Here is a 23774-nt window from a genome sequence, read left to right on the forward strand (position 1 = left end):
GGATTTCACGGAAAAAGGATAAAATAAATCTGTGAAATCCGTGTAGTCCGTGCCTAAAAAAGGCATCCTGTATATTTTGACACAACCTTTTTCGGCTAATTCGGTTTTATGTCTTCAATTTGCAATTGCACTTCTCCCCGTTTGTGGGTGTTTTCTTCAATGGTGTAGCAAATGTCAAACGAACGTTTGGTCTTGATGTAGCGAACGTGGGAACTTTGTCCGAAGGCGATGCCGTTCATTACGTTGTTCGATTTGTTATCCACTAATTCCAGTTTGATATGTTCTTGGTCGCGTCCTACGACTTTACTGGTTCCGTAGTCGTACACGTTATGGGTACAGAATACAGGCTTGGTATTGTCGGGACCAAACGGGTTGAACTTCTTTAAATCGTTGCAGAATTTGGGTGTAATATCCCGGAAGTCTATTTCTGCATTGATGTCGATTACGGCGCTGGTTTGTTCAGGCAGGATATGCTGTGAAACGAATTCTTCAAAGCGTTCGGTGAAGGCGGGGACGTTTTCCACTTTCATGGACAGGCCGGCGGCATAGGTGTGACCGCCGAAGTTCTCCAGCAAATCCCTGCAGTATTCAATGGCTTTGTACACATCGAAGCCGGAAACGGAACGTGCCGAACCGGTTGCCATGTCATCCGTACGTGTCAGCACTACGGCGGGACGATAATATACTTCCGTCAGGCGGGAAGCGACAATGCCGATTACTCCTTTATGCCAGTCTTCGTTGTACAATACGATAGAACGGCGGTCGGCCAGCCCTTCCAGTTCGGCAACGATTTGATTCGCCTCCTCGGTCATTGTCTTGTCGAGGTCCTTACGGGTTTCGTTATATTGGTTGATTTGCCCGGCTTTCTCCAAGGCAAGCGAGAAGTCCTTTTCTGTCAGCAAGTCTACCGCTTCCTTACCGTTCTGGATGCGTCCCGATGCGTTGATGCGCGGGCCTATCTTGAATACTATATCGCTGACGGTAATCTCCTTTTCCGACAGTCCGCATACGTCGATAATGGCTTTCAAGCCTACGCTCGGATTGCTGTTGAGCTGTTTCAGACCGTGATAGGCAAGTATGCGGTTCTCTCCCATAATCGGTACGATGTCCGAAGCGATGCTGACCGCAACCAAGTCCAATAGGGGAATCAGATGATGAAACTCAATGCCGTTGCTGATGGCAAACGCCTGCATGAATTTAAAGCCTACCCCGCAACCCGAAAGGTGTTCGTAGGGATAGGTGTTGTCTTCGCGCTTGGCGTTCAATATGGCTACGGCAGGAGGTAATACTTCATCGGGCACGTGGTGGTCGCAGATGATGAAATCGATGCCTTTTTCTTTGGCGTATGCGATTTCGTCTACGGCCTTGATGCCGCAATCCAATACGATAATCAATCCCACACCGGTTTCGGCGGCGTAGTCCACACCTTTGGTTGAAACTCCATACCCTTCATTGTAGCGGTCGGGTATGTAATAGTCTATGTTCGAGTAGAACTGTTGAATAAACTTGTAGACCAAAGCCACGGCGGTGGTTCCGTCTACATCGTAATCTCCATAAATCAGAATGCGCTCTTTCTTTCCCATTGCCTTGTTCAGGCGCTCTATGGCCACGTCCATATCTTTCATAAGGAACGGGTCGTGCAAATCCGGTAGTTGCGGGCGGAAAAACTTCTTGGCTGTTGCTGCCGTTGTTATTCCCCGCTCCACCAGCAATTCCCCAAGTACTGGGCTAATCCCTAATTCTTGGGCCAGTCGTTGGCTTGCTTCTGCCTGATCGGATGTAATGGGTAAATAATTCCATTTGTGAGTCATTTTATATATTATTTTTTCTTTTTCTATCGCAAAGTGCCGGAGAATAAAAAGGGAGTTTTCACTGCCCGCTTGCTGTATGCTATTTCTCCAACAAGCTGTAAAGGTATGAAAAACTCTTGAAACCGATGTGAATTCTATAGAAAATATTCTTAACGATGCGTATTCTCTCCTAAAATCCTTTTATTTTTGTAGGGTCTAAATAAGTAGGACTCTTTTATTCATTAAAAACAGGTTGAGATTATGCTTACTTTCATTTCTTGCGCCAAGACTATGGCGTCGCGCTGCTCCTTGAAAGTGCCTGAAGTCACCGTTCCGCATTTTGAAACGGAGGCTGTGCAGAATGCGTTGGAAATGTCGCAGATACCTGCCATAGAGTTGGAAAAACTCTTGAAGGTGAATGCCAAGATTGCAGCGGAAAACAGGATTCGTTTTCACGATTTCTGTTCGGAAGACAATCAACCTATGCCGGCGATTGGTGCATATACGGGAGCTGTCTTTAAACGTGTCTTGCCAAAGGACTTTACGGCTGATGATTTTCGTTATGCACAAAATCATCTCCGTATTACTTCTTTTCTTTATGGGTTGCTCCGTCCGCTGGATGGAATCAAGCCTTATCGTTTGGAAGGTGATGTGCGGTTACCCGAAAAAGGCGGACTTTCCATGTTCAATTATTGGAAACCGTTGTTGACAGATTATTTTATTGAGGAGATTAAAAGACGGGGTGGTGTATTGGTTAATCTGGCAAGCGGTGAGATGAAAGAACTGTTTGACTGGAAGCAGGTGGAAAAAGAAGCACGGGTTATTACGCCTGATTTTCAGGTTTGGAAAGACGGGCAGTTGAAGACTATTGTTATTTATGCAAAAATGTGCCGGGGGGAAATGGTGCGCTACATCATCAAGAACCGTATAGAACGTCCTGAAGATTTGAGAAGTTTTTCATGGGAAGGCTTTGCTTTCGATGAAAAACGCAGTACGGACAGTCATCTGTTGTTTACGTTGGGATGAAAATTAACCGTTAGCCAATAGATATGATAATGTTACGGAAAACATTGCTTTATTGTTTTTTGCATAAATCCCGTCCTTCGTATTTGCAGATAGCATCAATCCATTCTTCTGTCAGCGGTTTGGACTCATGTTTGTTAAGGTCGTAAGTTACCATAACGGAGGTACAGATACATTTCACTTCGTGTGTTTCCGTGTCTATAACACGTTGGGCAAGGTGAAAACTTTTTGTCCCGATTTTAGTTACGGCAGTCTGTACGGCAATGTGGTCGGAGCTATAAATTTGTGCAAGGAAGTCGGCTTCTATGTGGACAACGACAATCCCGTCTTTTTGCCAGTCGACGTGTGGACATACGGAAGCGAAATATTCAGTTTTACCCAAATCGTAAAAAGAAAAGTAGACGGTGTTGTTGACGTGACCGAATTTGTCAACGTCGTTAAAACGCAATTGTATAGGTAATGTGTGGTTAAATTTAATCTCTTCCATTGTTTTTCCTTAAACTTTGTTTGTAATATCAACGTAAAATGCAAAATTTGCAATGTACGGGAATAAAGATAATCAATGTCTCAATAAATAAACTAAAATATACTGTTAATCTTGAGCAAAGATAGAGCTTTTTCTTTTTAATCCTATTAAAGTTTACTGTCTATTCATAGATTTGTAATTAATGAATAGAGAATCAAATACTTATCAAATCGTTATCCGGCAAAAGTAAATTATTCCGGATAAGATTAGTAGAGTAGAATTATCGGGATATGGTAAAGTTTCATTTATCTCGATAAGTGCGATGAGTGATAGTACTTGTTAATATGAATTAAAATCAACGTAAAGCGTTACGTTGATTTTTTATGGTAACGGAATAGGTGCAGAAATAAAGGTACTATATCTTTGTTGTAAGTCCTTGTAGCAATATGTTTTGCTATAATTATTATAACCGATTTGTTAAAAACACAAAATATGACACGAAAAACACTATTTTTATTTACGTTGTTAATTGCCAGTTTTACAGTTTTTGCTCAAAGTGAATCTTTTAAAAACAGTGGTGTAGACATTGAATTGCCTGCAGGAATCCTTTCTTTACAACCGCTCAATCAGAATGCAGTTCGTATAAGGTTTACCAAAGAAAAAAATATTCCGGAGCAAGAGTTAATTTATACGGAAGAGGTAGAGTCTCCTGTGTATAAGATAAAAGAGGATAGTAAATCATTAAAGCTTTCTCTTGATAAAATAATTGTTGTTTATGATAAGTTGCGTCATACATTGACTTTTACTGATTCTAAAGGGCAGATTATTTTGCAAGAGAAAGAAGGAGGACGTGTGTTGCAAAATTCTACGGTTCAAGGGGAACCGGTTTTTGAGGTTGAACAACATTTTTTATCGCCTGTTGATGAATATTTGTTTGGTACGGGACAGTTTCAAGACGGTTACTTGAATGTGCGAGGGTTAACCAGACGTCTTACGCAGGTAAATACGCAAATAGCAGTTCCTTTTGTCCTTTCCAATAAGGGGTATGGTATATTGTGGAATAACTATGGTCTGACGGATTTTAATCCGGCTGATGAATCTGTAAAGCTGTTACCTGCAGAAACCGGTGTGCAAGCGGTTACGGTAGATGCAACAAGTACAAAAGGCAATAAGCGTGAAACTCGGTTTTTTAAGTCGTTTACGGCAAGATTTAGTGTCCCGGCTGACGGACAGTACGGATTGTTGCTGGATGTAGGACAACGCATGGCGCGTAAACATTACATTTCTATTGATGGGAATAAAATTGTTGATGTCAATAATTTGTGGCTTCCACCCACAACTTCAGTTATTGTAAATTTATCGAAGGGGGAACATTTTGTTGAAGTGCAAGGCGTACAGGAAGATGCTCCTGTATTATATTGGAGACAAGTGACTGATGAGACTGTTTTTCGTTCACCGGTGGCCCGGTCATTGGACTATACTGTATTCTCCGGAAGTGCAGATGAAATAGTAGCCGGTTATAGGCAGTTGACAGGTGAGACTCCTATGTTGCCACTTTGGGCATTGGGCTATATACATTGCCGGGAGCGCTATAATACTCAGAGTGAATTACTGGAAAATGCACGTGAATTTAGGAAACGTAAACTGCCTGTGGATGTGATTGTACAAGATTGGCAATGGTGGGGGAAATATGGCTGGAATGCTATGCAATTTGATGAAAGTAAATATCCGGATCCGGGTAAAATGGTTCGTGAACTTCATGACATGAATATGCACCTGATGCTATCCGTTTGGTCTAAGATAGACAAGCAATCGACACTTGGCAAACAAATGGAGTCAAAAGGATTTTATATCCCCGGTACGGATTGGATTGATTTCTTTAATCCTGATGCCGCTGCATTCTATTGGCAGAATTTTAGTGGTAAATTGTTGAAACCTTATAAAATTGATGCGTGGTGGCAAGATGCTACTGAGCCTGAAAACGATGACTTGTTGAATCGCCGAGTAAATAACGGGAAAACGCCGGGTGAGTTCTTTCGTAATGTTTACCCGTTATTTGTAAATAAGACAGTTTATGAAGGTTTACGCAAAGATGACCCGGGACGACGTGCCATGATATTGACGCGAAGCGGTTTCTCGGGTATACAACGGTATGGTGCAGTAACATGGTCGGGCGATGTCGGTAATGATTGGGAAACACTTCGTCGGCAAATAGCCGGTGGCTTAGGACAAATGGCAACCGGTTTGCCTTGGTGGACATATGATGCGGGTGGTTTCTTCCGCCCGTCTGATCAGTATACCAGTAAAGACTATCAAGAACGAATGTTGCGTTGGATACAAACCGGAACTTTTCTTCCATTGATGCGTATTCATGGCTATATGAGCCAGACAGAACCTTGGCGATATGGTGAACAGGTGGAGCATATTATTTCTGAGTTTTTAGATTTGCGCTATCGTTTACTGCCTTATATCTATTCACAGGCAGCATTTGTAGCTTATCAGGGAGGAACTTTTATGCGTCCGTTGATTTTTGACTTTTCACAAGACAAAGAGGCCTTGAAACAAGAAAATGAATATATGTTTGGAAAATCTTTATTGATTAATCCTATAACTCAAGGTAATGTACGAAACTGGAGAACCTATCTTCCTGAACATACGGCAGGTTGGGTCGATTTTTGGAATGGCAAGACCTACGAAGGAGGGCAATACGTTGATATTCCGGTTACAATAGATAGGATTCCGGTATTTGTAAAAGCGGGAACTATTCTTCCTATGGGTATGAAAAAGCAATATGCTTTGGAAAGACCTAATACTCCACTGGAAATATATATTTATCCGGGTGAAGATGCTTCATTTACTTTATACGAAGATGAGGGAGATAATTATAATTACGAGAATGGTGCGTACAGTAATATTATGTTCCAATGGAATAATCATAAACGAGTATTGACAATAGAAGAACGAGAAGGAGAATATCCCGGTATGCAATTAAGTAGAACTTTCCGTATAATAAGTCCGTCTGCGGAAAAGACTGTTGTATATCAAGGTAAGAAAATGACAGTCCGATTACCATAATAAGATCATGAGACGGAAGAAAGCATTTGATTGTTGAATTTAAGCATATTTAGTCCATTATGTAACAACAGGAAATAAATGTGTAACATGATTATTGAACCCATAAATGGTAATGGTGTACATTTGCGACATAATATTTTACATTCTTAACATCATGAAAAACAAATCGGTAATATTACTTTTATTTTTGGCTATATGCGGATTTTCAGCAACGAAAGCAATGGCTGGTGGCGGTGACTCAAAGACTTCTAAATTTGTTTATCAAGGAGCAGGTAACCCATATTTACCATTATGGGAGCATCTGCCTGATGGTGAACCACGTGTTTTTGAAGATCCTGATCATCCCGGGAAATATCGTGCTTATATCATTGGATCACACGACCTTCGTTTTAATAGTTATTGCGGTGCGGACATAAGAATGTGGTCGGCTCCTGTTGAAGATTTGTCCAGTTGGCGTGACGAAGGACCGATTTTTACCTATCAGACAGGAGGAAAATGGGATGTGATGTATGCTCCCGATCTTGTTGAGGTAAGAAGAAAAGACGGTAAGAAAGAATATTATTTATATCCTCATAGCCGCGGTCGGAACAGGGAGGCGATGGTTGCTAAAGGAGATCGTCCCGACGGGCCTTTTACTCCTATCAATTTGACTGCTGACGGTACGAAAACATTACCCGGAAGTATTATGGGATTTGACCCTTCTGTGTATATTGAGTATGTTACAGATCCTAATGATCCTGACTATGAAATAGGCTTCAGAGCATACGGATATTGGGGATTCCAGCGTTCATTAGCAGCCCAGTTAGATCAAAATACGATGTATTCCGTACGTCCCGGAACAGATGTTATTCCATATTTTATGCCTGCAGGCCGTAGAAATGGTTCTACCCGCGATTCGATTTCATACCCACATATTTATCCGGGAGAGGATCTTAAGGCATTTAATTTCTTTGAAGCCTCTTCTATTCGTAAGATTGGAAATAAATATGTAACCATTTACAGCGGATATTCCGGTCGTGAATACGGATTGGGTATGACAAATTCCACTTTGCGTTATGCTTATGGTGATTCGCCATTGGGTCCATGGAAGAGTGGTGGTGTTTTGGTTGATTCACGTGCACCGGTGTTGAATCAAGATGGTACCCGATTACAGACAACTAATGCGGCGCATAATACTCATGGCAGTATAGAACAGATTAATGGACAATGGTATGTGTTTTATCACCGTCCACCTCGTGGATTTGGAAATGCACGCCAGTCGGTAGTAGCTCCAATTCATGTGGAATGGGATGAGAAGCCTGTGGCTGAGGGTGGAAGAGTTTCCATCAAGGGGTATAATCCGTATGCAAAAGATAGTATTTGGACAGCTAAAGATGCGCAAGGTTATGAATATAAGGGTGCTGAGGTAACTTCAGAGGGTTTTCATATTTTTGGTCTTGATCCTTATCGGTATTATTCAGCCGGGTTTGCATGTTATCTTTCTGATGTTAGTCTTCAACAAGATTCATGGGATATTTGGGATAATCATGCTTCTATTACTAATGTGAAGAATGGTCATATAATAGGATATAAATATTTTGGTTTCGGTGGACTGGATAAAGATAAGTTAGGCTTGAAAGCTTTCAAAGGAACTCAAAAAGGGAACAAAACAGCATTTAATCTTTTCCTTACACCAAAGACCTCAAGAACATTCAAAGTTAATGTATGGTTGGATGGTCCATGGGATAATAAGGTTTGGAAAGGGACAAAAATTGGTGAAATTGTGGTTCCGGAAAATTCGGTGCAGGAAGTAACTCAATTTGCGGTTGATGTATCACAATTTGTAGACCACTTAGATAAGAAACATGCAATATTTCTTGTAGCGGAAGGTGAAGGAGAAGAACTTTTTGATCTGATTGGCTTAGGTTTTAGTTCAAAAAAGAAGAAAATAGTTCGTCCGCTTGTTCCTGAAATAAATATAACGGTTAATGGAAAGCCTGTTGAAATCCCGGTAACGCCTGTCCGTTCCACAGAGAAAAATGGTATTACCGGCTATGACTTATACGAGACGGTTTATGAACTTCCGTCTGAGGTAACAGAGTTTCCGACAGTATCTGCTTCTGTAACAGATAAGAAAGTGAAAATAGTCGTTACTCAAGCCGATTCGGATTCAAGAACAGCTGTTGTGAAGTTTGACAATAAGGGGGTGGTAAAGACCTACAAGATTAAATTTAAGTCTTCCATATTATAAAATTGTCAACAATCTTCTGGTTTGATGATGAGGATGTGTAAAACGAATTGCAGTTATCGTTTTGCACTTCCTCTCTTATATAAATGCAGATAAACTCTCCGAGAGAGTAATATTAATGGAAAATGTCAGTTTTGTTTACCTGTTAATTTATAGAATGAAAGAGAATATGAAATTAGTAAAGTGTATATGGCTAATATTAGCCGGTATTATCATTAGTTCGTGCAGCACAAACTTGTTTGAAATAACATCTCCGGCAGGTAAACTGAAAGTAATGGTGGAGCCGGCTGAAGAAGATGTCTATGGTGCAGTCACTTTTTCTGTATATTATAAAGGGGAGCCGGTTCTTTCTAAAACGGAATTGGGGTTGGCGACAGATGTGCAGAAGTTTTGTGGAGATTTGAAGCTAAAATCAGTATCCGGGGTAACACAGGTTGTTGATGATTATGAAATGATAACGGGAAAACGCAGCCATTGCGTGAACGATGCTTCTGAAAGAGTCTATTCTTTTGAGAATAAAAAAGGCGAGGTGTTGGATATAACATTCAGAGTATATGACGACGGAGTTGCTTTCAAATATGCGATTAATACGACTGCAGATAAAGAGTATGTCATTGATGAGTACACTGCGTATAATGTTCCGCAAGGGGTTAAAAGGTGGATGCAACAATATGATCCGGGCTACGAAAAGTTTTTTCCATTGTCGACAGACGGAACGTTGGCAGGCCGTCCGGAAGTTAATCTTTGGGGATATCCCGGCCTTGTTGAATTGTGTGATTCTGTATTTGTATTGATAACGGAAGCGAATATCAGGCGGGGACATTGCGGCTCTTTTTTATCTAATGGTAATGACCGTGATAGGTATCAGGTTAGTTTGGCTGATAAAAAGCAGGTCGCAGAGGGGATATGGGTTTCTCCTTGGAGGGTGCTCATTATAGGAACTCTGTCTGATATTGTAGAATCGACATTGGTGACAGATGTATCAGATCCTTCTAAAGTGGAAAATACGGAATGGATAAATTCCGGTATGGTATCTTGGATATATTGGGCACATAACCATGGCTCTAAGGATTATCAAAAAGTAAAGGAATATATTGATTTGGCCGTTGAAATGAATTGGCCTTATGATTTGATAGATTGGGAATGGGATGAAATGGGAAATGGAGGAACTCTTGAAGACGCGGTGAAATATGCCTTGGGCAAAGGAATAAAACCGCTTCTTTGGTATAATTCAAGTACCAACTGGATTGGTCCTGGCCCCTTGTATCGCTTGAACAAGAAAGAGAACCGAGAGAAAGAATATGCGTGGTTAAATAATATGGGAATTGCCGGTATTAAAGTAGATTTCTTCTCAGGTGATAGTGTTTCTACCATGAACTATTATTTAGATTTGCTTGAAGATGCTGTAAAGTATAAATTGATGATTAATTTTCATGGAGCGACTATCCCGAGAGGATGGCAACGTACATATCCTCATATGATGTCAGTGGAAGGTGTGTATGGCGCGGAATGGTATAATAATGCTCCAATATTGACAAATCGGGCAGCCGAGCATAATGCGACTTTACCTTTTACGAGGAATGTGGTAGGACCGATGGATTATACTCCGGGAACTTTCTCCAACTCTCAACATCCGCATATAACTTCATATGCTCATGAATTGGCATTGCCTGTAATCTTTGAATCAGCTTTACAACATATGCCCGATAGACCGTCTGTTTATTATAGCCTGCCTGCACCTGTGAAAAAACTTTTATCAGAATTGCCTACAGCTTGGGATGATACGAAGTTGCTGGGCGGCTATCCGGGAAAAGAAGTGATTATAGCGCGTCGTAAAGGTGAGGTGTGGTATATTGGAGGTGTTAATGGAACTAATGAGGCAAGTACTCTTCATGTGCCCTTGGATAAAATACCTGTTAGCGGTAAGAAAATTTCTTTATTCAAAGATGGTGTAGATGATAACCATTTTACTATTGAAGAAAATATTCCTTTAACAGACGAAAAAAACGATTTGGTAATAGAATGTTTACCACGTGGTGGCTTTGCAGCCGTCATAAAATGAGAATATCCTGTTGCTTATTGTTGTTGATTTTCAGATAGGTAAGAGTAATAGTGTGTCTTATAGCTTTGTCTCCTTTCTAAATTAAATAGGTGCTTGATAGGTAATAGCAAAATAAAAAACACTACTTTTGCGTATTAATCACTGTATTTATATATCAAGAAATGATAGAAGACATTAAAAAAGCCTGCCAAGTAATGCGGGAGGGTGGTGTGATTCTGTATCCCACCGATACCATTTGGGGAATCGGTTGTGACGCTACCAATGAAGATGCGGTGCGCCGTGTATATGAAATAAAGCAGCGTCAAGACAGCAAGGCAATGCTTGTGTTGGTAGATTCTTCTGTAAAGGTGGATTTCTATGTTCAGGATGTTCCGGAGGTGGCATGGGACTTGATAGAGTTGGCAGATAAACCGTTGACTATTATTTATTCGGGTGCACGTAATCTGGCGGCAAATCTGCTGGCAGAAGACGGTAGCGTGGGTATTAGGGTGACGAATGAGGAGTTTTCAAAGCGTCTGTGCCAGCAGTTTCGTAAGGCAATTGTTTCTACGTCTGCGAATATTAGTGGGCAACCCTCACCGAAAAGTTTCAATGAAATAAGTGAAGAGGTTAAGTCCGCAGTAGATTATATTGTGGGCTACCGGCAAGAAGAGACGAGTAATCCGAAACCGTCCAGTATTATTAAGTTGGATAAAGGTGGTGTGATCAAAATAATCCGGGAATAAGAAAAATGGCTGGAAAAGAAAGAGGTTGGTTGCAACGCTTTATCATTTGGCGTGAGAAGAATGTTAAGGAAAAACGGTTTATCTTACTTCTTAGCTTTTTGGTCGGTATTTTTACGGCTTTTGCCGCATTGATATTGAAAGTGCTGATACACTGGATACAGAATTTTCTTACAGAGAATTTTGATACAACGGAGGCTAATTACCAGTATTTGATATATCCGGTAGTAGGAATCTTTTTGGCAGGACTGTTTGTACGCTATGTCGTAAAAGATGATATCAGTCATGGAGTTACGAAAATTCTGTATGCCATATCCCGCAGACAAGGGCGAATTAAGCGACATAATACATGGTCGTCTATTATAGCCAGTTCCATAACCATCGGATTCGGTGGTTCCGTTGGAGCCGAAGCACCGATTGTGCTTACCGGTTCGGCTATCGGCTCTAATTTGGGGAGTCTGTTCAAAATGGAACATCGTACACTGATGCTGTTGGTGGGGTGTGGTGCAGCCGGTGCTGTGGCCGGTATTTTTAAAGCACCGATTGCAGGGCTTGTCTTTACGCTGGAGGTACTGATGATTGACTTGACTATGTCTTCATTGCTTCCGCTATTGATTTCGGCAGTAACGGCAGCGACCGTCTCTTATATTGTGACGGGGACGGAAGCTATGTTTAAGTTTCACCTTGATCAGGCTTTTGAGTTAGAACGTATTCCTTATGTGATTATGCTGGGTATCTTTTGTGGTTTAGTATCTCTTTATTTTACCCGCGCCATGAATGCTGTAGAGGGAATGTTTGGAAAGTTGAGAGTCCCTTACAAGAAACTGTTGGTCGGCGGCTCGATGCTGAGTATTCTGATATTTCTTTTCCCGCCTCTTTATGGTGAAGGCTATGATACAATAGAATTATTACTCAATGGTACAAGTAATGTGGAGTGGGATACAGTCATGAATAACTCTTTCTTCTACGGACACGGTCAGTTACTGTTGTTGTATCTGGTACTGATAATCCTGTTTAAGGTCTTTGCTTCGAGTGCGACAAACGGTGGTGGTGGCTGCGGTGGTATTTTTGCACCTTCTCTGTATTTGGGATGCATTGCCGGATTCGTATTCTCTCACTTTAGTAATGATTTTGAAACTACCGCTTTTCTACCTGAGAAGAACTTTGCATTAATGGGCATGGCAGGAGTGATGAGCGGAGTTATGCACGCTCCACTGACAGGAGTGTTTCTGATTGCCGAATTAACCGGAGGCTATGATTTGTTCCTGCCGTTGATGATAGTTTCAGTCAGCTCATATTTGACGATTATTGTTTTTGAACCGCATAGTATCTACTCCATGCGTTTGGCAAAGAAAGGTGAATTGCTGACGCATCATAAGGATAAGGCTGTATTGACCTTGATGAAAGTGGAAAATGTGGTAGAGAAAGACTTTATTGTGGTACATCCGGAAATGGATCTCGCCGAACTGGTGAGGGCTATTTCCGCCTCTCACCGTAATATATTCCCGGTGACGGACAATGAAAATAAACTGATAGGCATTGTTTTGCTGGACGATATACGTAATATAATGTTCCGTCAGGAACTGTATCATCGTTTTACGGTGGGTAAGCTGATGACTTCTGCTCCGGCACGGCTTTATGATACGGATAGTATGGAGCAGGTGATGCGTACTTTCGATGATACGAAAGCATGGAATTTGCCGGTGGTAGATGAAGAAGGCAAATATCTCGGCTTTGTTTCCAAATCAAAAATATTCAATTCGTACCGTCAGGTGTTGGTACATTTTTCAGAAGATTAAAAGAGGTGATTATGAAGAAAGAAGATTTACGGATTGTATATATGGGTACTCCCGAATTTGCGGTAGAACCTTTGCGTTGCCTTGTGGAAGGCGGATATAATGTAGTAGGAGTGATTACTATGCCCGATAAACCGGCAGGACGAGGACATAAGCTCCAATTCTCTCCGGTGAAACAATATGCACTGGATTATAACTTGCCGCTTCTCCAACCTGAGAGGTTGAAGGACGAAACATTTGTTGAGGCTTTGCGCGTTTGGAATGCCGACTTGCAGATTGTAGTTGCTTTCAGAATGCTGCCGGAAGTGGTTTGGAATATGCCGAGACTGGGAACTTTCAATTTGCACGCTTCATTACTGCCACAGTACCGCGGTGCGGCTCCTATCAACTGGGCGGTGATTAATGGAGATACGGAAACGGGTATCACTACTTTCTTCTTGAAACATGAAATAGATACGGGAGAGGTTATTCAGCAGGTGCGTGTACCGATTGCTGAAACGGATAATGTCGGTATTGTACATGATAAATTGATGGTGCTTGGTGGTCGTTTGGTAACGGAGACTGTAGATGCTATCCTTGCCGATACGGTGAAACCTATTCCACAGGAAGAAATGGTCGTAGTGGGTGAGCTGCGCCCTGCCCCTAAAATATTCAAAGAGACTTGTCGTATAGACTGGAGTCAACCTGTAAAACAGATTTATGATTTTATCCGTGGTTTATCCCCTTATCCGGCTGCATGGACAGAGTTGGTACAACCGGATGGGGCAATAACCGTTCTGAAAATCTTTGAAACAGAGAAAATCCATCAAGAGCACCGGTTACAGCCCGGTACAATTTTAACAGATAATAAAACTTATCTTCATGTAGCGGTTCCCCAAGGCTTTATTGGGATACTTGTCTTGCAACTTCCCGGTAAGAAGCGATTGAAGATAGATGAATTATTACGCGGCTTCCGGCTGGCTGACGGGGTAAAAGTACAGTAAACTTTTTCACTCCTGTTTACAGCAGGAACTTTGGCTGAAGTTAAAGGCGGCTGATTCGTAGTTTAGTAAGGTGAGATGGATATTACTAATAGTGCAAATCATGAACGCCGCCAAAGAGAACTGTATTATTGGGTAGTTACGTGCATAAAAGAACACTGTTGAGTACTCTTGGTCGGCAAAGTGCGTGCCGGCGATTTTAAGGAATGGTTCGTAGGGGAACGCTAAGTCGTAAGTTGTGGCATAATATTTAGGTCGGATGAAATCTTTTGCCTACATTTGTACGTTATAATTCGTGTAACTTATTAGAATGTAACTGTTATGAAGCCTATAGTATCTCCTTCCATATTGTCCGCCAACTTTGCATATTTGGCAAATGATATTGAAATGATTAACGGTAGTGAAGCCGACTGGGTGCATATCGATATAATGGACGGTGTGTTTGTTCCTAATATTTCTTTTGGCTTTCCTGTGCTAAAGTATGTAGCAAAGCTTGCTGAGAAGCCTTTGGACGTGCATTTGATGATAGTGCAGCCGGAAAAGTTTATTCCTGAAGTAAAGGCTTTGGGAGCACGTATAATGAATGTGCATTATGAGGCTTGCCCGCATCTGCATCGGGTGGTGCAGCAGATTCGTGAAACGGGGATGTTGCCGGCAGTTACTATCAATCCTGCTACCCCTGTGTCTATGTTGAGAGACATTATCAATGATGTCTATATGGTGTTGGTTATGAGCGTAAATCCGGGGTTTGGCGGTCAGAAATTCATAGAACATACTATTGATAAAGTACGTGAATTGCGTGAATTGATAACGGTGACCGGTTCAGAAGCTCTTATAGAAGTTGATGGCGGTGTAAATTTAGAAACCGGTGCTCGTTTGGTAGAGGCCGGTGCTGATGTTTTGGTAGCCGGTAATGCAATTTTTTCAGCTCCCGATCCGGTAGAAGCAATCCGTGCTTTGAGGAATCTGTAATATTTATTGATAATAGACAGCTTACAGCGGCATCCTTTCCTACGACTTTTGATGCCGTTGGTTGGTGGAATAGTATATGGGGATAAGTATCCTTATGTACTGCCTGTATGTTTGTGGGTAGCTGAAATCTTTCTGTTGGCAGGAATATATGCTTTTAGTCTGAGGTATCATATTCTATGCAAACTATATGGAGCTGTTGTATTCCTCTTTTTCTTTTTATTGGGAGGAGCTTTGGTTAGTCTGCAGTTAAAACAGGCAGAATATACGTTCCCCAAAACGGGTGAATTTTCCACCTGCCAAGTATCTCTTGCAACCAAGCCGGAAATTAAGAAAAACAGCATTTTATTTCGTGTTGCGTTGAAAGGGGAAGCTCCGGGAAATACATTTTCACACAAATTATCAGAAAAGTTCTTTCTGTTCTATTTCCCTAAAGATTCAGCGACATGCTCTCTGAAAAGAGGAGATAGATTGTTGGTCCATACTTATCTGTCTCCACCGGTAAATAATGGGAATCCGGATGAATTTGACTATGCCCGTTATCTCCTCAGAAAAGGAATAAGCGGAACAGCTTATGTACATACTGGACATTGGCGCATGATTGGTTGTGACAGTTCTTTCACTTTCCGCCAGCAAGCTGTTGATTGTCGGAGCAGGGTAGTTGATATGTATCGTAAGATGGGGTTCCGGGGAGATGAATTGGCGGTGCTTTCTGCGCTTACAGTAGGTGATAAGGATGAATTGAGTGAGGATATAATTGAAACTTATTCGGTTGCCGGTGCCAGTCATGTACTGGCGCTTTCTGGACTGCATATCGGTTTTATTTCTGCTTTATTGCTGTTTGCTTTGTCTCCTTTGTGGAACCGGTGGAGATTTTTGAAGCCGTTTTTGCTTTTATCGGTGATAGTGCTTTTATGGGGATTTGCTTTTCTTACAGGATTATCCTCTTCAGTAGTACGCGCCGTTATCATGTGCTCTTTTGGGTTGATTTCCACTCTTTTCTCAACTTGTCAAAAGTTGACTGTGAATACATTGGCAGTTACGGCTTTTTTGATGCTGTTGTTTAATCCTGTATGGTTGTTTGATGTTGGATTCCAGTTGTCTTTCATCGCTGTTACGGCAATTTTGTTACTGCAACCCGGCCTATACGGATTGTTATCGTTTAGGAATACGGTTTTGCAGAAGGTTTGGGGATTGATAACGGTATCTATTGCAGCCCAAATCGGGACAGCGCCTTTGGTTATGCTTTACTTCTCACGTTTTTCCACCCATTTCCTTTTGACTAATTTGTGGGTGATTCCATTAGTATCACTGATTGTATACGCAGCCATTGTATTACTTGTGCTGACTCCTTTTCCCAGTTTGCAACAAAGTTTTGCAGATATGGTAGAAGCGCTGATTCGGCTACAGAATATGGCACTTCGTTGGGTTGAACAACTCCCTTTGGCTTCTATAGATTATATTTGGGTGGATGTATGGGATGTCTTTCTGTTTTATTTTTGTTTGTTATGTGTTGGTCGTGCTTTGGTTAGGCGTACGGCTGTGAATGCTTATACTGCTTTGTTCTGTATGTTACTTTGCGTTTCTTATCATTCGTATTCATTCATAAGAGATACTTCCCGGAGTAGTATCGTTTTTTATAATTTTCGCAGTTGTCCTTCTGTACATTGTTTGGCTGATAATTCTTCTTCATGGTTAGTTTGTACAGATAGCTTGCCGGATATTGCTGGCTTAGAACGTGCGCTGTCTCCTTATTGGAACCGTTTGCGCTTGAAGCGTCCTACCGTAATTGTAGAGGATTATTCGGCACCCGATATTTCTGTTCGAAATCAAATTGTTTTTTATGGAGGAAAACGTATATGTTTACTGTGCGATGATCGTTGGCGAAATAAGAGGTCTGATGTACCCGTCCTTATTGATTATTTGTATGTCTCCCGGGGATATAAGGGTAGCATAAAGGAACTGACTTCCCTATTTGAAGTGGGTACGGTAGTGATTGATTCATCGCTTTCCGGCTATTATCGGGAGAGAATTATTAATGATTGTATCAGATTGGGAATTTCTTATCTTCCTCTTTCTGAAAAAGGTTCTGTGCGCATATCATTATAAATCATAAACTTTTTCGTACTTTTGCCCTTTCAATAGTTGTGGATAAATAGAATCACTCTGTTTTTTTGAATGTAAATTGTAAGGACTATATGTTGACTAAGATAATAGAGCAATCTAAAATAGACCACTTTGCCAAGTGGATGGAACGTGCGGATAAAATTGTTATTGTTGCTCATGTATCTCCTGACGGGGATGCGGTAGGCTCTTCTTTGGGATTATGGCATTTTCTCAATACACAGGACAAAGATGTGACTGTTATTGTTCCCAATGCTTTCCCTGATTTTTTGCGGTGGATGCCTGGTAGCAAAGATATACTTTTGTACGATCGTTATAAAGAATTTGCTGATAAGTTGATAGCGGAAGCGGACGTGATATGTTGTCTTGATTTTAATGCTACCAGCCGTATTGACGCCATGGCAGATGCTGTTTTGGCTTCCCCTGCGCGAAAGATTCTGGTGGATCATCATTTGAATCCGGAAGACTTTTGCAGGATTATTATTTCTCATCCTGAGATTTCTTCTACTTCCGAACTTGTTTTTCGTCTGATTTGCCGCATGGGATATTTCAGTGATATCACTAAGGAAGGGGCAGAGTGTATCTATACCGGTATGATGACTGATACGGGAGGTTTTACGTATAACTCCAACAATCGTGAGATATATTTTATAATCAGTGAGCTGCTTTCAAAAGGCATTGATAAAGATGATATTTATCGGAAAGTGTATAATACCTATTCCGAGAGCCGTTTACGTCTCATGGGGTATGTGTTGTCGCAGATGAAAGTTTATCCGGATTACCATGCAGCCTTGATTACGTTGACCAAGAAAGAACAAAACCGCTTTAACTATATTCGTGGAGATAGTGAGGGGTTTGTAAATATACCATTGAGCATTAAAAATGTCGTTTTCTCCTGTTTCTTGCGCGAAGATACGGAAAAGCCGATGATAAAGGTGTCCTTGCGTTCGGTGGGACGTTTCCCATGCAACCAATTGGCGGCTGAATTCTTTAATGGCGGAGGACACTTAAATGCTTCCGGTGGAGAATTTTATGGAACACTGGAAGAAGCTAAAAGTGTGCTGGAACTTGCACTGGAAAAATTCAAGCCATTACTTAATGCCAAAGGATAAAAAAACTTTGGCTGTAAAGGTTAAAAGATACGAACTTTCAACTCGCGGCTTTTAACTTTCGAGGAAATCAGATATTTTTGTACGAAATTACTAAATAACAGAAATGAAGAAACTTACTTTATTCTTTTTGTCTTTATTAGCACTCAGTTTGGGCTTTCAAGCCTGTGATGACAGCAAGACCTATGCAGAGATGCTGGAAGAGGAAAAAGACGGTATAAATAACTTTATCAAAGACCGGAATATAAAGGTTATTTCGCAGACAGAATTTTATGAGCAAGATTCCACTACAAAGTCCAAAGATAGAGGGGACGATGTGGACGAATTCGTGCAACTTACCAGCGGGGTTTATATGCAGATTGTTGACAAGGGATCTGAAAATAAAGCTGATACGGTGAAGAGCAATGACGAGGTGTTAGTACGCTTTATGGAGTATAGCATTCTTGATAAAGATACTACATTATCAAATTTGGCTGCTGCGGAAACCGTAGATGCTTTTCGCTATACGGTGACCTCCTCATCCATAGCAGGAATCTTTTTGCAAGGATATATGATGAGTTATTACTCTTCGCCGGCTGTTCCTGCGGGATGGCTCGTGCCGTTGACTTATGTTCGTGATATGGCCCATGTGAGATTGATTGTTCCTTCCAAGATGGGGCACCAGACGGCCATGCAATATGTCTATCCTTATTATTACGATATCCGGAAATTCCAAATCTGGAAATAACTAACCAATAATTTAAATTATTAACCTATGACTCTAATCAAATCTATCTCTGGAATCCGCGGAACAATCGGCGGTGGTGCAGGCGAGGGATTGAATCCGCTCGACATTGTGAAGTTTACTTCAGCGTACGCTACCCTTATCCGCAAAACGTGTACTGTAAAAAGTAACAAAATCGTAGTAGGCCGTGATGCCCGTATCTCGGGTGAAATGGTGAAGAATGTAGTAGTAGGTACTCTTATGGGTATGGGCTGGGATGTAGTGGACATTGATTTGGCTTCGACTCCAACCACAGAGCTGGCAGTAACTATGGAAGGTGCCAGTGGTGGTATCATCTTGACCGCTTCTCACAATCCCAAGCAGTGGAACGCTTTGAAACTTTTGAATGAAAAGGGAGAGTTCCTAAATAAGGAAGAAGGAAACGAGGTGCTCCGTATCGCTGAGGCCGAAGCTTTTGATTTTGCCGAAGTTGACAAACTCGGTTCCTACCGCAAGGACTTGACTTATAATCAAAAACATATTGACAGTGTTTTGGCACTTGATTTAGTGGATGTGGAAGCCATCAAAAAGGCTGATTTCCGCGTAGCTATTGATTGTGTAAACTCTGTTGGCGGCATCATTCTTCCGCAACTGTTGGAGCAACTTGGTGTGAAGCATATAGAAAAGCTCTACTGTGAACCCACCGGTAACTTCCAGCATAATCCTGAGCCTTTGGAGAAGAATTTGGGTGATATTATGAATCTGATGAAGGGTGGCAAAGCCGATGTCGCTTTTGTTGTAGACCCGGATGTGGACCGTTTGGCCATGATTTGTGAAGACGGTAAAATGTATGGTGAGGAATATACATTGGTCACTGTAGCAGATTATGTGTTGAAGCATACTCCGGGCAATACCGTTTCTAATTTGAGTTCCACCCGTGCATTACGTGACGTAACCCGTAAATATGGTCAACAATATTATGCTTCTGCCGTAGGTGAAGTGAATGTGACTACTAAGATGAAAGAGGTTGGCGCTGTTATCGGTGGAGAAGGCAATGGTGGAGTGATTTATCCTGCCAGCCATTACGGACGTGATGCTTTGGTGGGTATTGCTTTGTTCCTAAGCCATTTGGCTCACGAAGGCAAGAAGGTAAGTGAACTGCGTGCCATTTATCCGGCTTATTTCATGGCAAAGAACCGCGTAGACTTGACACCGGATACGGATGTTGACGCTATCCTTGCAAAAGTAAAGGAAATCTATAAAAATGAAGAAATCAATGATATTGACGGTGTGAAGATTGATTTTCCCGACAAATGGGTGCATCTGCGTAAGAGCAATACCGAACCGATTATTCGTGTTTATAGTGAAGCGGCTACACCTGAAGCAGCCGAGGAAATCGGTCAGAAAATTATGAAAGTAATTGAAGATTTGGCGAAATAAAATAAAAAAGTAACAGAAAAGGGCAATATCTTCTATGGATGTTGCCCTTTCTTTTTATATCAGTTTTACCCGTTCTATTTCTTGTTCGAAGTTGGGAGTGAATATCCCTTTCCCTATGTTCTCCTTAATCTCCTCCACGTTCCAAAAGCGTCCGCCGTCGAGTTCATCGCTGGGATGAATCTCTCCATCGTATACGGTCTTGTGCACAAAGACAAGTTCCTTTTCGCGTGTGGATTCAAATACATAATTGGTGATAACTTCCGGTGTGAAATCGATTATGCCCAGTTCTTCGCAGGCTTCCCGTTTCAATGCCATTTCCACGCTTTCACCTAAATCAACGTGTCCGCCTACAGATGTGTCCCATTTGCCGGGTTGTATATCTTTCCATTCGGGGCGTTTCTGCAGATAGAGCTCTCCTTTTGAGTTGAATATATGCAGATGAATCACAGGATGTAAAAGTTTACTTCCATTGTGGCATTCACCACGAGTAGCTGCACCTGTGATGTTTCCTTGTTCATCGACAAGGGGAAACATTTCCTGATTATTATCGTTGCTCATATTACTTATGGTATTAATAAGGATGAATCGCCATAGCTCAGGAACCGAAAATCATGAGTAAGCGCATAATCGTAAATTTTTCGCCAGTCTCCGTGCAAGAATGCCGAAACAAGTAGCAAGAGTGTACTCTGTGGCTGGTGGAAGTTGGTTACCATGGTCTTGACGACTTTATATTCATATCCCGGAGCGATGATAATTTGCGTACTGGTATGCAAGGTTTCCATGTGGTGCCGGTCGAGGTAAGTTACGATTGCCTGCAGAGCATTGACAGCAGGTATGACGATGGTTTCGGCTGCCGTTTCATAAGGTTGCCATTGCTTTACGTGCAAATCCTCTTCTGTTGCATGAGGATTGTTCAAGAGGGTTACGCCAATGTGGTAGAGGCTCTCTAATGTGCGAACAGAGGTAGTACCTACTGCAATGGCCTTTCCTCCGTGCGCTATCAGCTTTTCTAAAGTGCTGCGGTTTACGGATATGTATTCCGTATGCATTTCGTGTCCCTCTATTTCTTCGCTCTTGACGGGTTTGAAAGTTCCGGCTCCTACGTGCAGTGTCAGTTCTTCCAGTTCTACTCCTTTTTCGCGTAAGGCGTCCAAAACGTGCGGGGTGAAGTGCAGTCCGGCGGTTGGGGCGGCTACCGACCCTTTTATTTTGGAATAAATGGTTTGGTAAGTTTCCTTGTCGCTCTCCTGTGTGTTTCTGTTCAGATAAGGAGGAATGGGAAGTTCTCCGAACACTTCAAGAATATCGGCAAATGTTATTTCCGGATTGTTCCAACGGAAGTCTACCCAATGGCTGGTTCCATGACAAGCTCCCCGTTCAGCGGTCAGCGTAAGTGGTTTACCCTTCACTACCATTTCCCGTTTTAGTTTGCCTTCTTTCCATTTTTTCAGATTCCCTATCATGCAGAGCCATGCGGTATGTTCCGTTTGTTGAAAATTGAGCGCATAGTCGTTGGGTAGAATCGGTTCAAGACAGAATACCTCGATAAGTGCTCCGGTCTTTTTATGGAAGTGTAGGCGGGCTTGGATAACCTTGGTGTTGTTGAAAATCATCAGGCTGTCTGCCGGCAGGTAGTTGGGTAGGGAAGTGAATCTGTCTTCGGAAACTTCACCGTGCCGATACAGCAATAGCTTGGATTGATCTCGTACGGGCAACGGAAATTTGGCGATGCGTTCATCCGGTAGCGGATAGTTGAATTCGCTGATTCTAATATGTCTGGGATCCTCTTTCATATCTTTATGTTATTAGGGACTGCAAAGGTACAGATATTTGGGAAGATTTAAATTATAAGCAGGCAATTAATGATTGTTTTGTTTAAGCGATCGGAGAGTTTTTCCTGACACTACAAAATCTTAGAATTAAGGCTATATTTCTAAAAACTAAACTTTAATTCTTAGAAATAAAACTTCTGTTTTTAAGAATATGTTGCAAGAGCAGGAACTTTATAATACAAAAAAAGTATGATTGCGCATAATCATCAAATAATTTCTAACTTTGCGAAACGTAATAAAAAACAGATATAGAAGATTATGAAAATAGGAGATAAAGTGCGCTTCCTCAGTGAAGTTGGCGGCGGCGTTGTAACAGGATTTCAGGGAAAAGAGATTGTGTTGATAGAAGATGCCGACGGTTTTGACATTCCGATGCCGATACGTGAATGTGTAGTGATTGAAACCGATGATTATAATATTCCTACTTCGGCCGCAAAAGCTGCCAAGAAAAGGGCTGAAGAACAATCGGTTGCGCGTACGGTTTCTGCAATGCCGAAATCCTCATCTCCGGCTTCCGGAGTCGAGTCTCAGGCGGCGCGTTTGGCGAAACCTCAGGTGTCCGTCTATCGCCAGCCGGAAGTGAAAGGCGGTGATACATTGAATGTATATCTTGCATTTGTACCGGAAGATATTAAAGCGGTAAGCACTACTCCGTTCGGGGCCTATCTGGTGAATGATAGCAACTACTATATGTATTATACCTATGCAAGTGCCGAAGGCAAATCATGGACTGCCCGTTCTCATGGTCTGATAGAACCGAATACGAAGCTTTTGTTGGAAGAATTCGAGAAATCGGAACTGAACGACAGGGAACGTGTGGCTGTTCAGCTGGTTGCTTTCAAGGACAATCGCTCTTTTGTGATGAAGCCTGCTGTCAATGTGGAAGTTCGCATTGATACGGTGAAGTTCTATAAACTGCACACTTTTCAGATGACGGATTTTTTTGACACTCCGGCACTGATGTACGATGTGGTGAAGAATGATTTTTCTTCTAAGCAGGTCTATGTGTCGGCAGAAGAGTTACAAGATGCTCTGATGCAAAAGAAAACGGTAGAGAGTTCGTCCAAACCGCAGACTATCGTCAAGCGGGGGGGCAAGAATGAAATCATTGAAGTGGATTTGCATATTGGCGAATTGCTGGATGATACGCGGGGTATGAGCAATAGTGAGATATTGGGTTACCAGTTGGATAAGTTCCGTGAGGTAATGGAACAGTATAAGAATAAGCGTGAGCAGCGCATTGTGTTTATTCATGGCAAGGGAGATGGTGTACTCCGTAAGGCATTGTTGGATGAAATGAAACGGAAGTATCCGGCTTGCAAGACGCAAGATGCTTCTTTTCAAGAGTATGGATTCGGAGCCACAATGGTTACTATAAAATAGAATGGTATAGTATGCGGGGCAGTTTGGGAAACAGGGTTTATTTCTTTTTTCTTATGTGGGTGGCAGTAGTGTT

17 protein-coding genes are annotated in these 23774 nt (G+C 41.8%); 13 read left to right on the top strand and 4 right to left on the bottom strand.

What is annotated here, in order from left to right:
• Nucleotides 1-95: 95 nt before the first annotated feature.
• Nucleotides 96-1811, bottom strand: coding sequence for a single-stranded-DNA-specific exonuclease RecJ (gene recJ / locus KG118_RS13875; protein ID WP_117712092.1), 1716 nt, complete (start codon nt 1809-1811; stop codon nt 96-98).
• A gap of 240 nt (nt 1812-2051) precedes the next feature.
• Between recJ and yaaA the strand changes: the two genes are divergently transcribed.
• Nucleotides 2052-2816 carry a peroxide stress protein YaaA gene (gene yaaA / locus KG118_RS13880; protein WP_213388553.1) on the top strand — a complete coding sequence of 255 codons (765 nt, stop codon included), beginning with the start codon at nt 2052-2054 and terminating at the stop codon, nt 2814-2816.
• 49 nt (nt 2817-2865) lie between these two features.
• On the opposite strand, the gene KG118_RS13885 is transcribed toward yaaA, so the two are convergent.
• Nucleotides 2866-3300, bottom strand: coding sequence for an acyl-CoA thioesterase (locus KG118_RS13885; RefSeq protein ID WP_117712089.1), 435 nt, complete (start codon nt 3298-3300; stop codon nt 2866-2868).
• Between the two features lie 471 nt (nt 3301-3771).
• Between KG118_RS13885 and KG118_RS13890 the strand changes: the two genes are divergently transcribed.
• The 11 genes from KG118_RS13890 to glmM all read left to right on the top strand — a co-directional run bounded on the left by KG118_RS13890 (nt 3772) and on the right by glmM (nt 20486).
• Nucleotides 3772-6354 (top strand): glycoside hydrolase family 31 protein, encoded by a 2583-nt coding sequence (locus tag KG118_RS13890; protein ID WP_117712087.1) that lies wholly within the window; start codon nt 3772-3774, stop codon nt 6352-6354.
• 154 nt (nt 6355-6508) lie between these two features.
• Complete coding sequence (locus KG118_RS13895; RefSeq protein ID WP_117712085.1) at nt 6509-8584, top strand: hypothetical protein; 2076 nt, start codon at nt 6509-6511, stop codon at nt 8582-8584.
• 166 nt (nt 8585-8750) lie between these two features.
• A complete protein-coding gene (locus tag KG118_RS13900) occupies nt 8751-10643 on the top strand; it encodes a glycoside hydrolase family 97 protein (RefSeq protein WP_117712279.1) in 1893 nt (630 codons plus the stop codon).
• A 161-nt stretch (nt 10644-10804) separates the two neighbouring features.
• Complete coding sequence (locus KG118_RS13905) at nt 10805-11368, top strand: L-threonylcarbamoyladenylate synthase (RefSeq protein WP_117712084.1); 564 nt, start codon at nt 10805-10807, stop codon at nt 11366-11368.
• 5 nt (nt 11369-11373) lie between these two features.
• On the top strand, nt 11374-13164 hold the full coding sequence (locus KG118_RS13910; protein ID WP_117712082.1) for a chloride channel protein: 1791 nt from the start codon (nt 11374-11376) through the stop codon (nt 13162-13164).
• An 11-nt stretch (nt 13165-13175) separates the two neighbouring features.
• Nucleotides 13176-14144 (top strand): methionyl-tRNA formyltransferase, encoded by a 969-nt coding sequence (gene fmt, locus KG118_RS13915; RefSeq protein WP_117712081.1) that lies wholly within the window; start codon nt 13176-13178, stop codon nt 14142-14144.
• A 318-nt stretch (nt 14145-14462) separates the two neighbouring features.
• A complete protein-coding gene (rpe, locus tag KG118_RS13920; protein WP_117712079.1) occupies nt 14463-15113 on the top strand; it encodes a ribulose-phosphate 3-epimerase in 651 nt (216 codons plus the stop codon).
• A 51-nt stretch (nt 15114-15164) separates the two neighbouring features.
• Nucleotides 15165-17219 (top strand): ComEC/Rec2 family competence protein, encoded by a 2055-nt coding sequence (locus tag KG118_RS13925; protein ID WP_117712077.1) that lies wholly within the window; start codon nt 15165-15167, stop codon nt 17217-17219.
• An 89-nt stretch (nt 17220-17308) separates the two neighbouring features.
• Complete coding sequence (locus KG118_RS13930) at nt 17309-18346, top strand: DHH family phosphoesterase (RefSeq protein WP_117712075.1); 1038 nt, start codon at nt 17309-17311, stop codon at nt 18344-18346.
• 103 nt (nt 18347-18449) lie between these two features.
• Nucleotides 18450-19070 (top strand): DUF4827 domain-containing protein, encoded by a 621-nt coding sequence (locus KG118_RS13935; RefSeq protein ID WP_213388554.1) that lies wholly within the window; start codon nt 18450-18452, stop codon nt 19068-19070.
• Between the two features lie 27 nt (nt 19071-19097).
• Nucleotides 19098-20486, top strand: coding sequence for a phosphoglucosamine mutase (gene glmM / locus KG118_RS13940; RefSeq protein ID WP_117712071.1), 1389 nt, complete (start codon nt 19098-19100; stop codon nt 20484-20486).
• Nucleotides 20487-20540: 54 nt separating this feature from the next.
• On the opposite strand, the gene KG118_RS13945 is transcribed toward glmM, so the two are convergent.
• Both KG118_RS13945 and KG118_RS13950 read right to left on the bottom strand, forming a co-directional pair.
• Complete coding sequence (locus KG118_RS13945) at nt 20541-21044, bottom strand: NUDIX hydrolase (RefSeq protein WP_117712069.1); 504 nt, start codon at nt 21042-21044, stop codon at nt 20541-20543.
• Between the two features lie 5 nt (nt 21045-21049).
• A complete protein-coding gene (locus tag KG118_RS13950) occupies nt 21050-22279 on the bottom strand; it encodes an S-adenosylmethionine:tRNA ribosyltransferase-isomerase (protein WP_117712067.1) in 1230 nt (409 codons plus the stop codon).
• Nucleotides 22280-22576: 297 nt separating this feature from the next.
• Here KG118_RS13950 and KG118_RS13955 point away from each other — a divergent pair, with 297 nt between their 5' ends.
• A complete protein-coding gene (locus KG118_RS13955; protein ID WP_117712065.1) occupies nt 22577-23701 on the top strand; it encodes a DUF2027 domain-containing protein in 1125 nt (374 codons plus the stop codon).
• Nucleotides 23702-23774: the final 73 nt, after the last annotated feature.

Source organism: Bacteroides propionicigenes, assembly GCF_018390535.1.
GTDB lineage: Bacteria > Bacteroidota > Bacteroidia > Bacteroidales > Bacteroidaceae > Bacteroides > Bacteroides propionicigenes.

Excerpts from the sequence above, each read along its gene's own strand:
- recJ (WP_117712092.1), bottom strand. The coding sequence starts at position 1,811 with ATGACTCACAAATGGAATTATTTACCCATTACATCCGATCAGGCAGAA.
- yaaA (WP_213388553.1), top strand. The coding sequence starts at position 2,052 with ATGCTTACTTTCATTTCTTGCGCCAAGACTATGGCGTCGCGCTGCTCC.
- KG118_RS13885 (WP_117712089.1), bottom strand. The coding sequence starts at position 3,300 with ATGGAAGAGATTAAATTTAACCACACATTACCTATACAATTGCGTTTT.
- KG118_RS13890 (WP_117712087.1), top strand. The coding sequence starts at position 3,772 with ATGACACGAAAAACACTATTTTTATTTACGTTGTTAATTGCCAGTTTT.
- KG118_RS13895 (WP_117712085.1), top strand. The coding sequence starts at position 6,509 with ATGAAAAACAAATCGGTAATATTACTTTTATTTTTGGCTATATGCGGA.
- KG118_RS13900 (WP_117712279.1), top strand. The coding sequence starts at position 8,751 with ATGAAATTAGTAAAGTGTATATGGCTAATATTAGCCGGTATTATCATT.
- KG118_RS13905 (WP_117712084.1), top strand. The coding sequence starts at position 10,805 with ATGATAGAAGACATTAAAAAAGCCTGCCAAGTAATGCGGGAGGGTGGT.
- KG118_RS13910 (WP_117712082.1), top strand. The coding sequence starts at position 11,374 with ATGGCTGGAAAAGAAAGAGGTTGGTTGCAACGCTTTATCATTTGGCGT.
- fmt (WP_117712081.1), top strand. The coding sequence starts at position 13,176 with ATGAAGAAAGAAGATTTACGGATTGTATATATGGGTACTCCCGAATTT.
- rpe (WP_117712079.1), top strand. The coding sequence starts at position 14,463 with ATGAAGCCTATAGTATCTCCTTCCATATTGTCCGCCAACTTTGCATAT.
- KG118_RS13925 (WP_117712077.1), top strand. The coding sequence starts at position 15,165 with ATGCCGTTGGTTGGTGGAATAGTATATGGGGATAAGTATCCTTATGTA.
- KG118_RS13930 (WP_117712075.1), top strand. The coding sequence starts at position 17,309 with ATGTTGACTAAGATAATAGAGCAATCTAAAATAGACCACTTTGCCAAG.
- KG118_RS13935 (WP_213388554.1), top strand. The coding sequence starts at position 18,450 with ATGAAGAAACTTACTTTATTCTTTTTGTCTTTATTAGCACTCAGTTTG.
- glmM (WP_117712071.1), top strand. The coding sequence starts at position 19,098 with ATGACTCTAATCAAATCTATCTCTGGAATCCGCGGAACAATCGGCGGT.
- KG118_RS13945 (WP_117712069.1), bottom strand. The coding sequence starts at position 21,044 with ATGAGCAACGATAATAATCAGGAAATGTTTCCCCTTGTCGATGAACAA.
- KG118_RS13950 (WP_117712067.1), bottom strand. The coding sequence starts at position 22,279 with ATGAAAGAGGATCCCAGACATATTAGAATCAGCGAATTCAACTATCCG.
- KG118_RS13955 (WP_117712065.1), top strand. The coding sequence starts at position 22,577 with ATGAAAATAGGAGATAAAGTGCGCTTCCTCAGTGAAGTTGGCGGCGGC.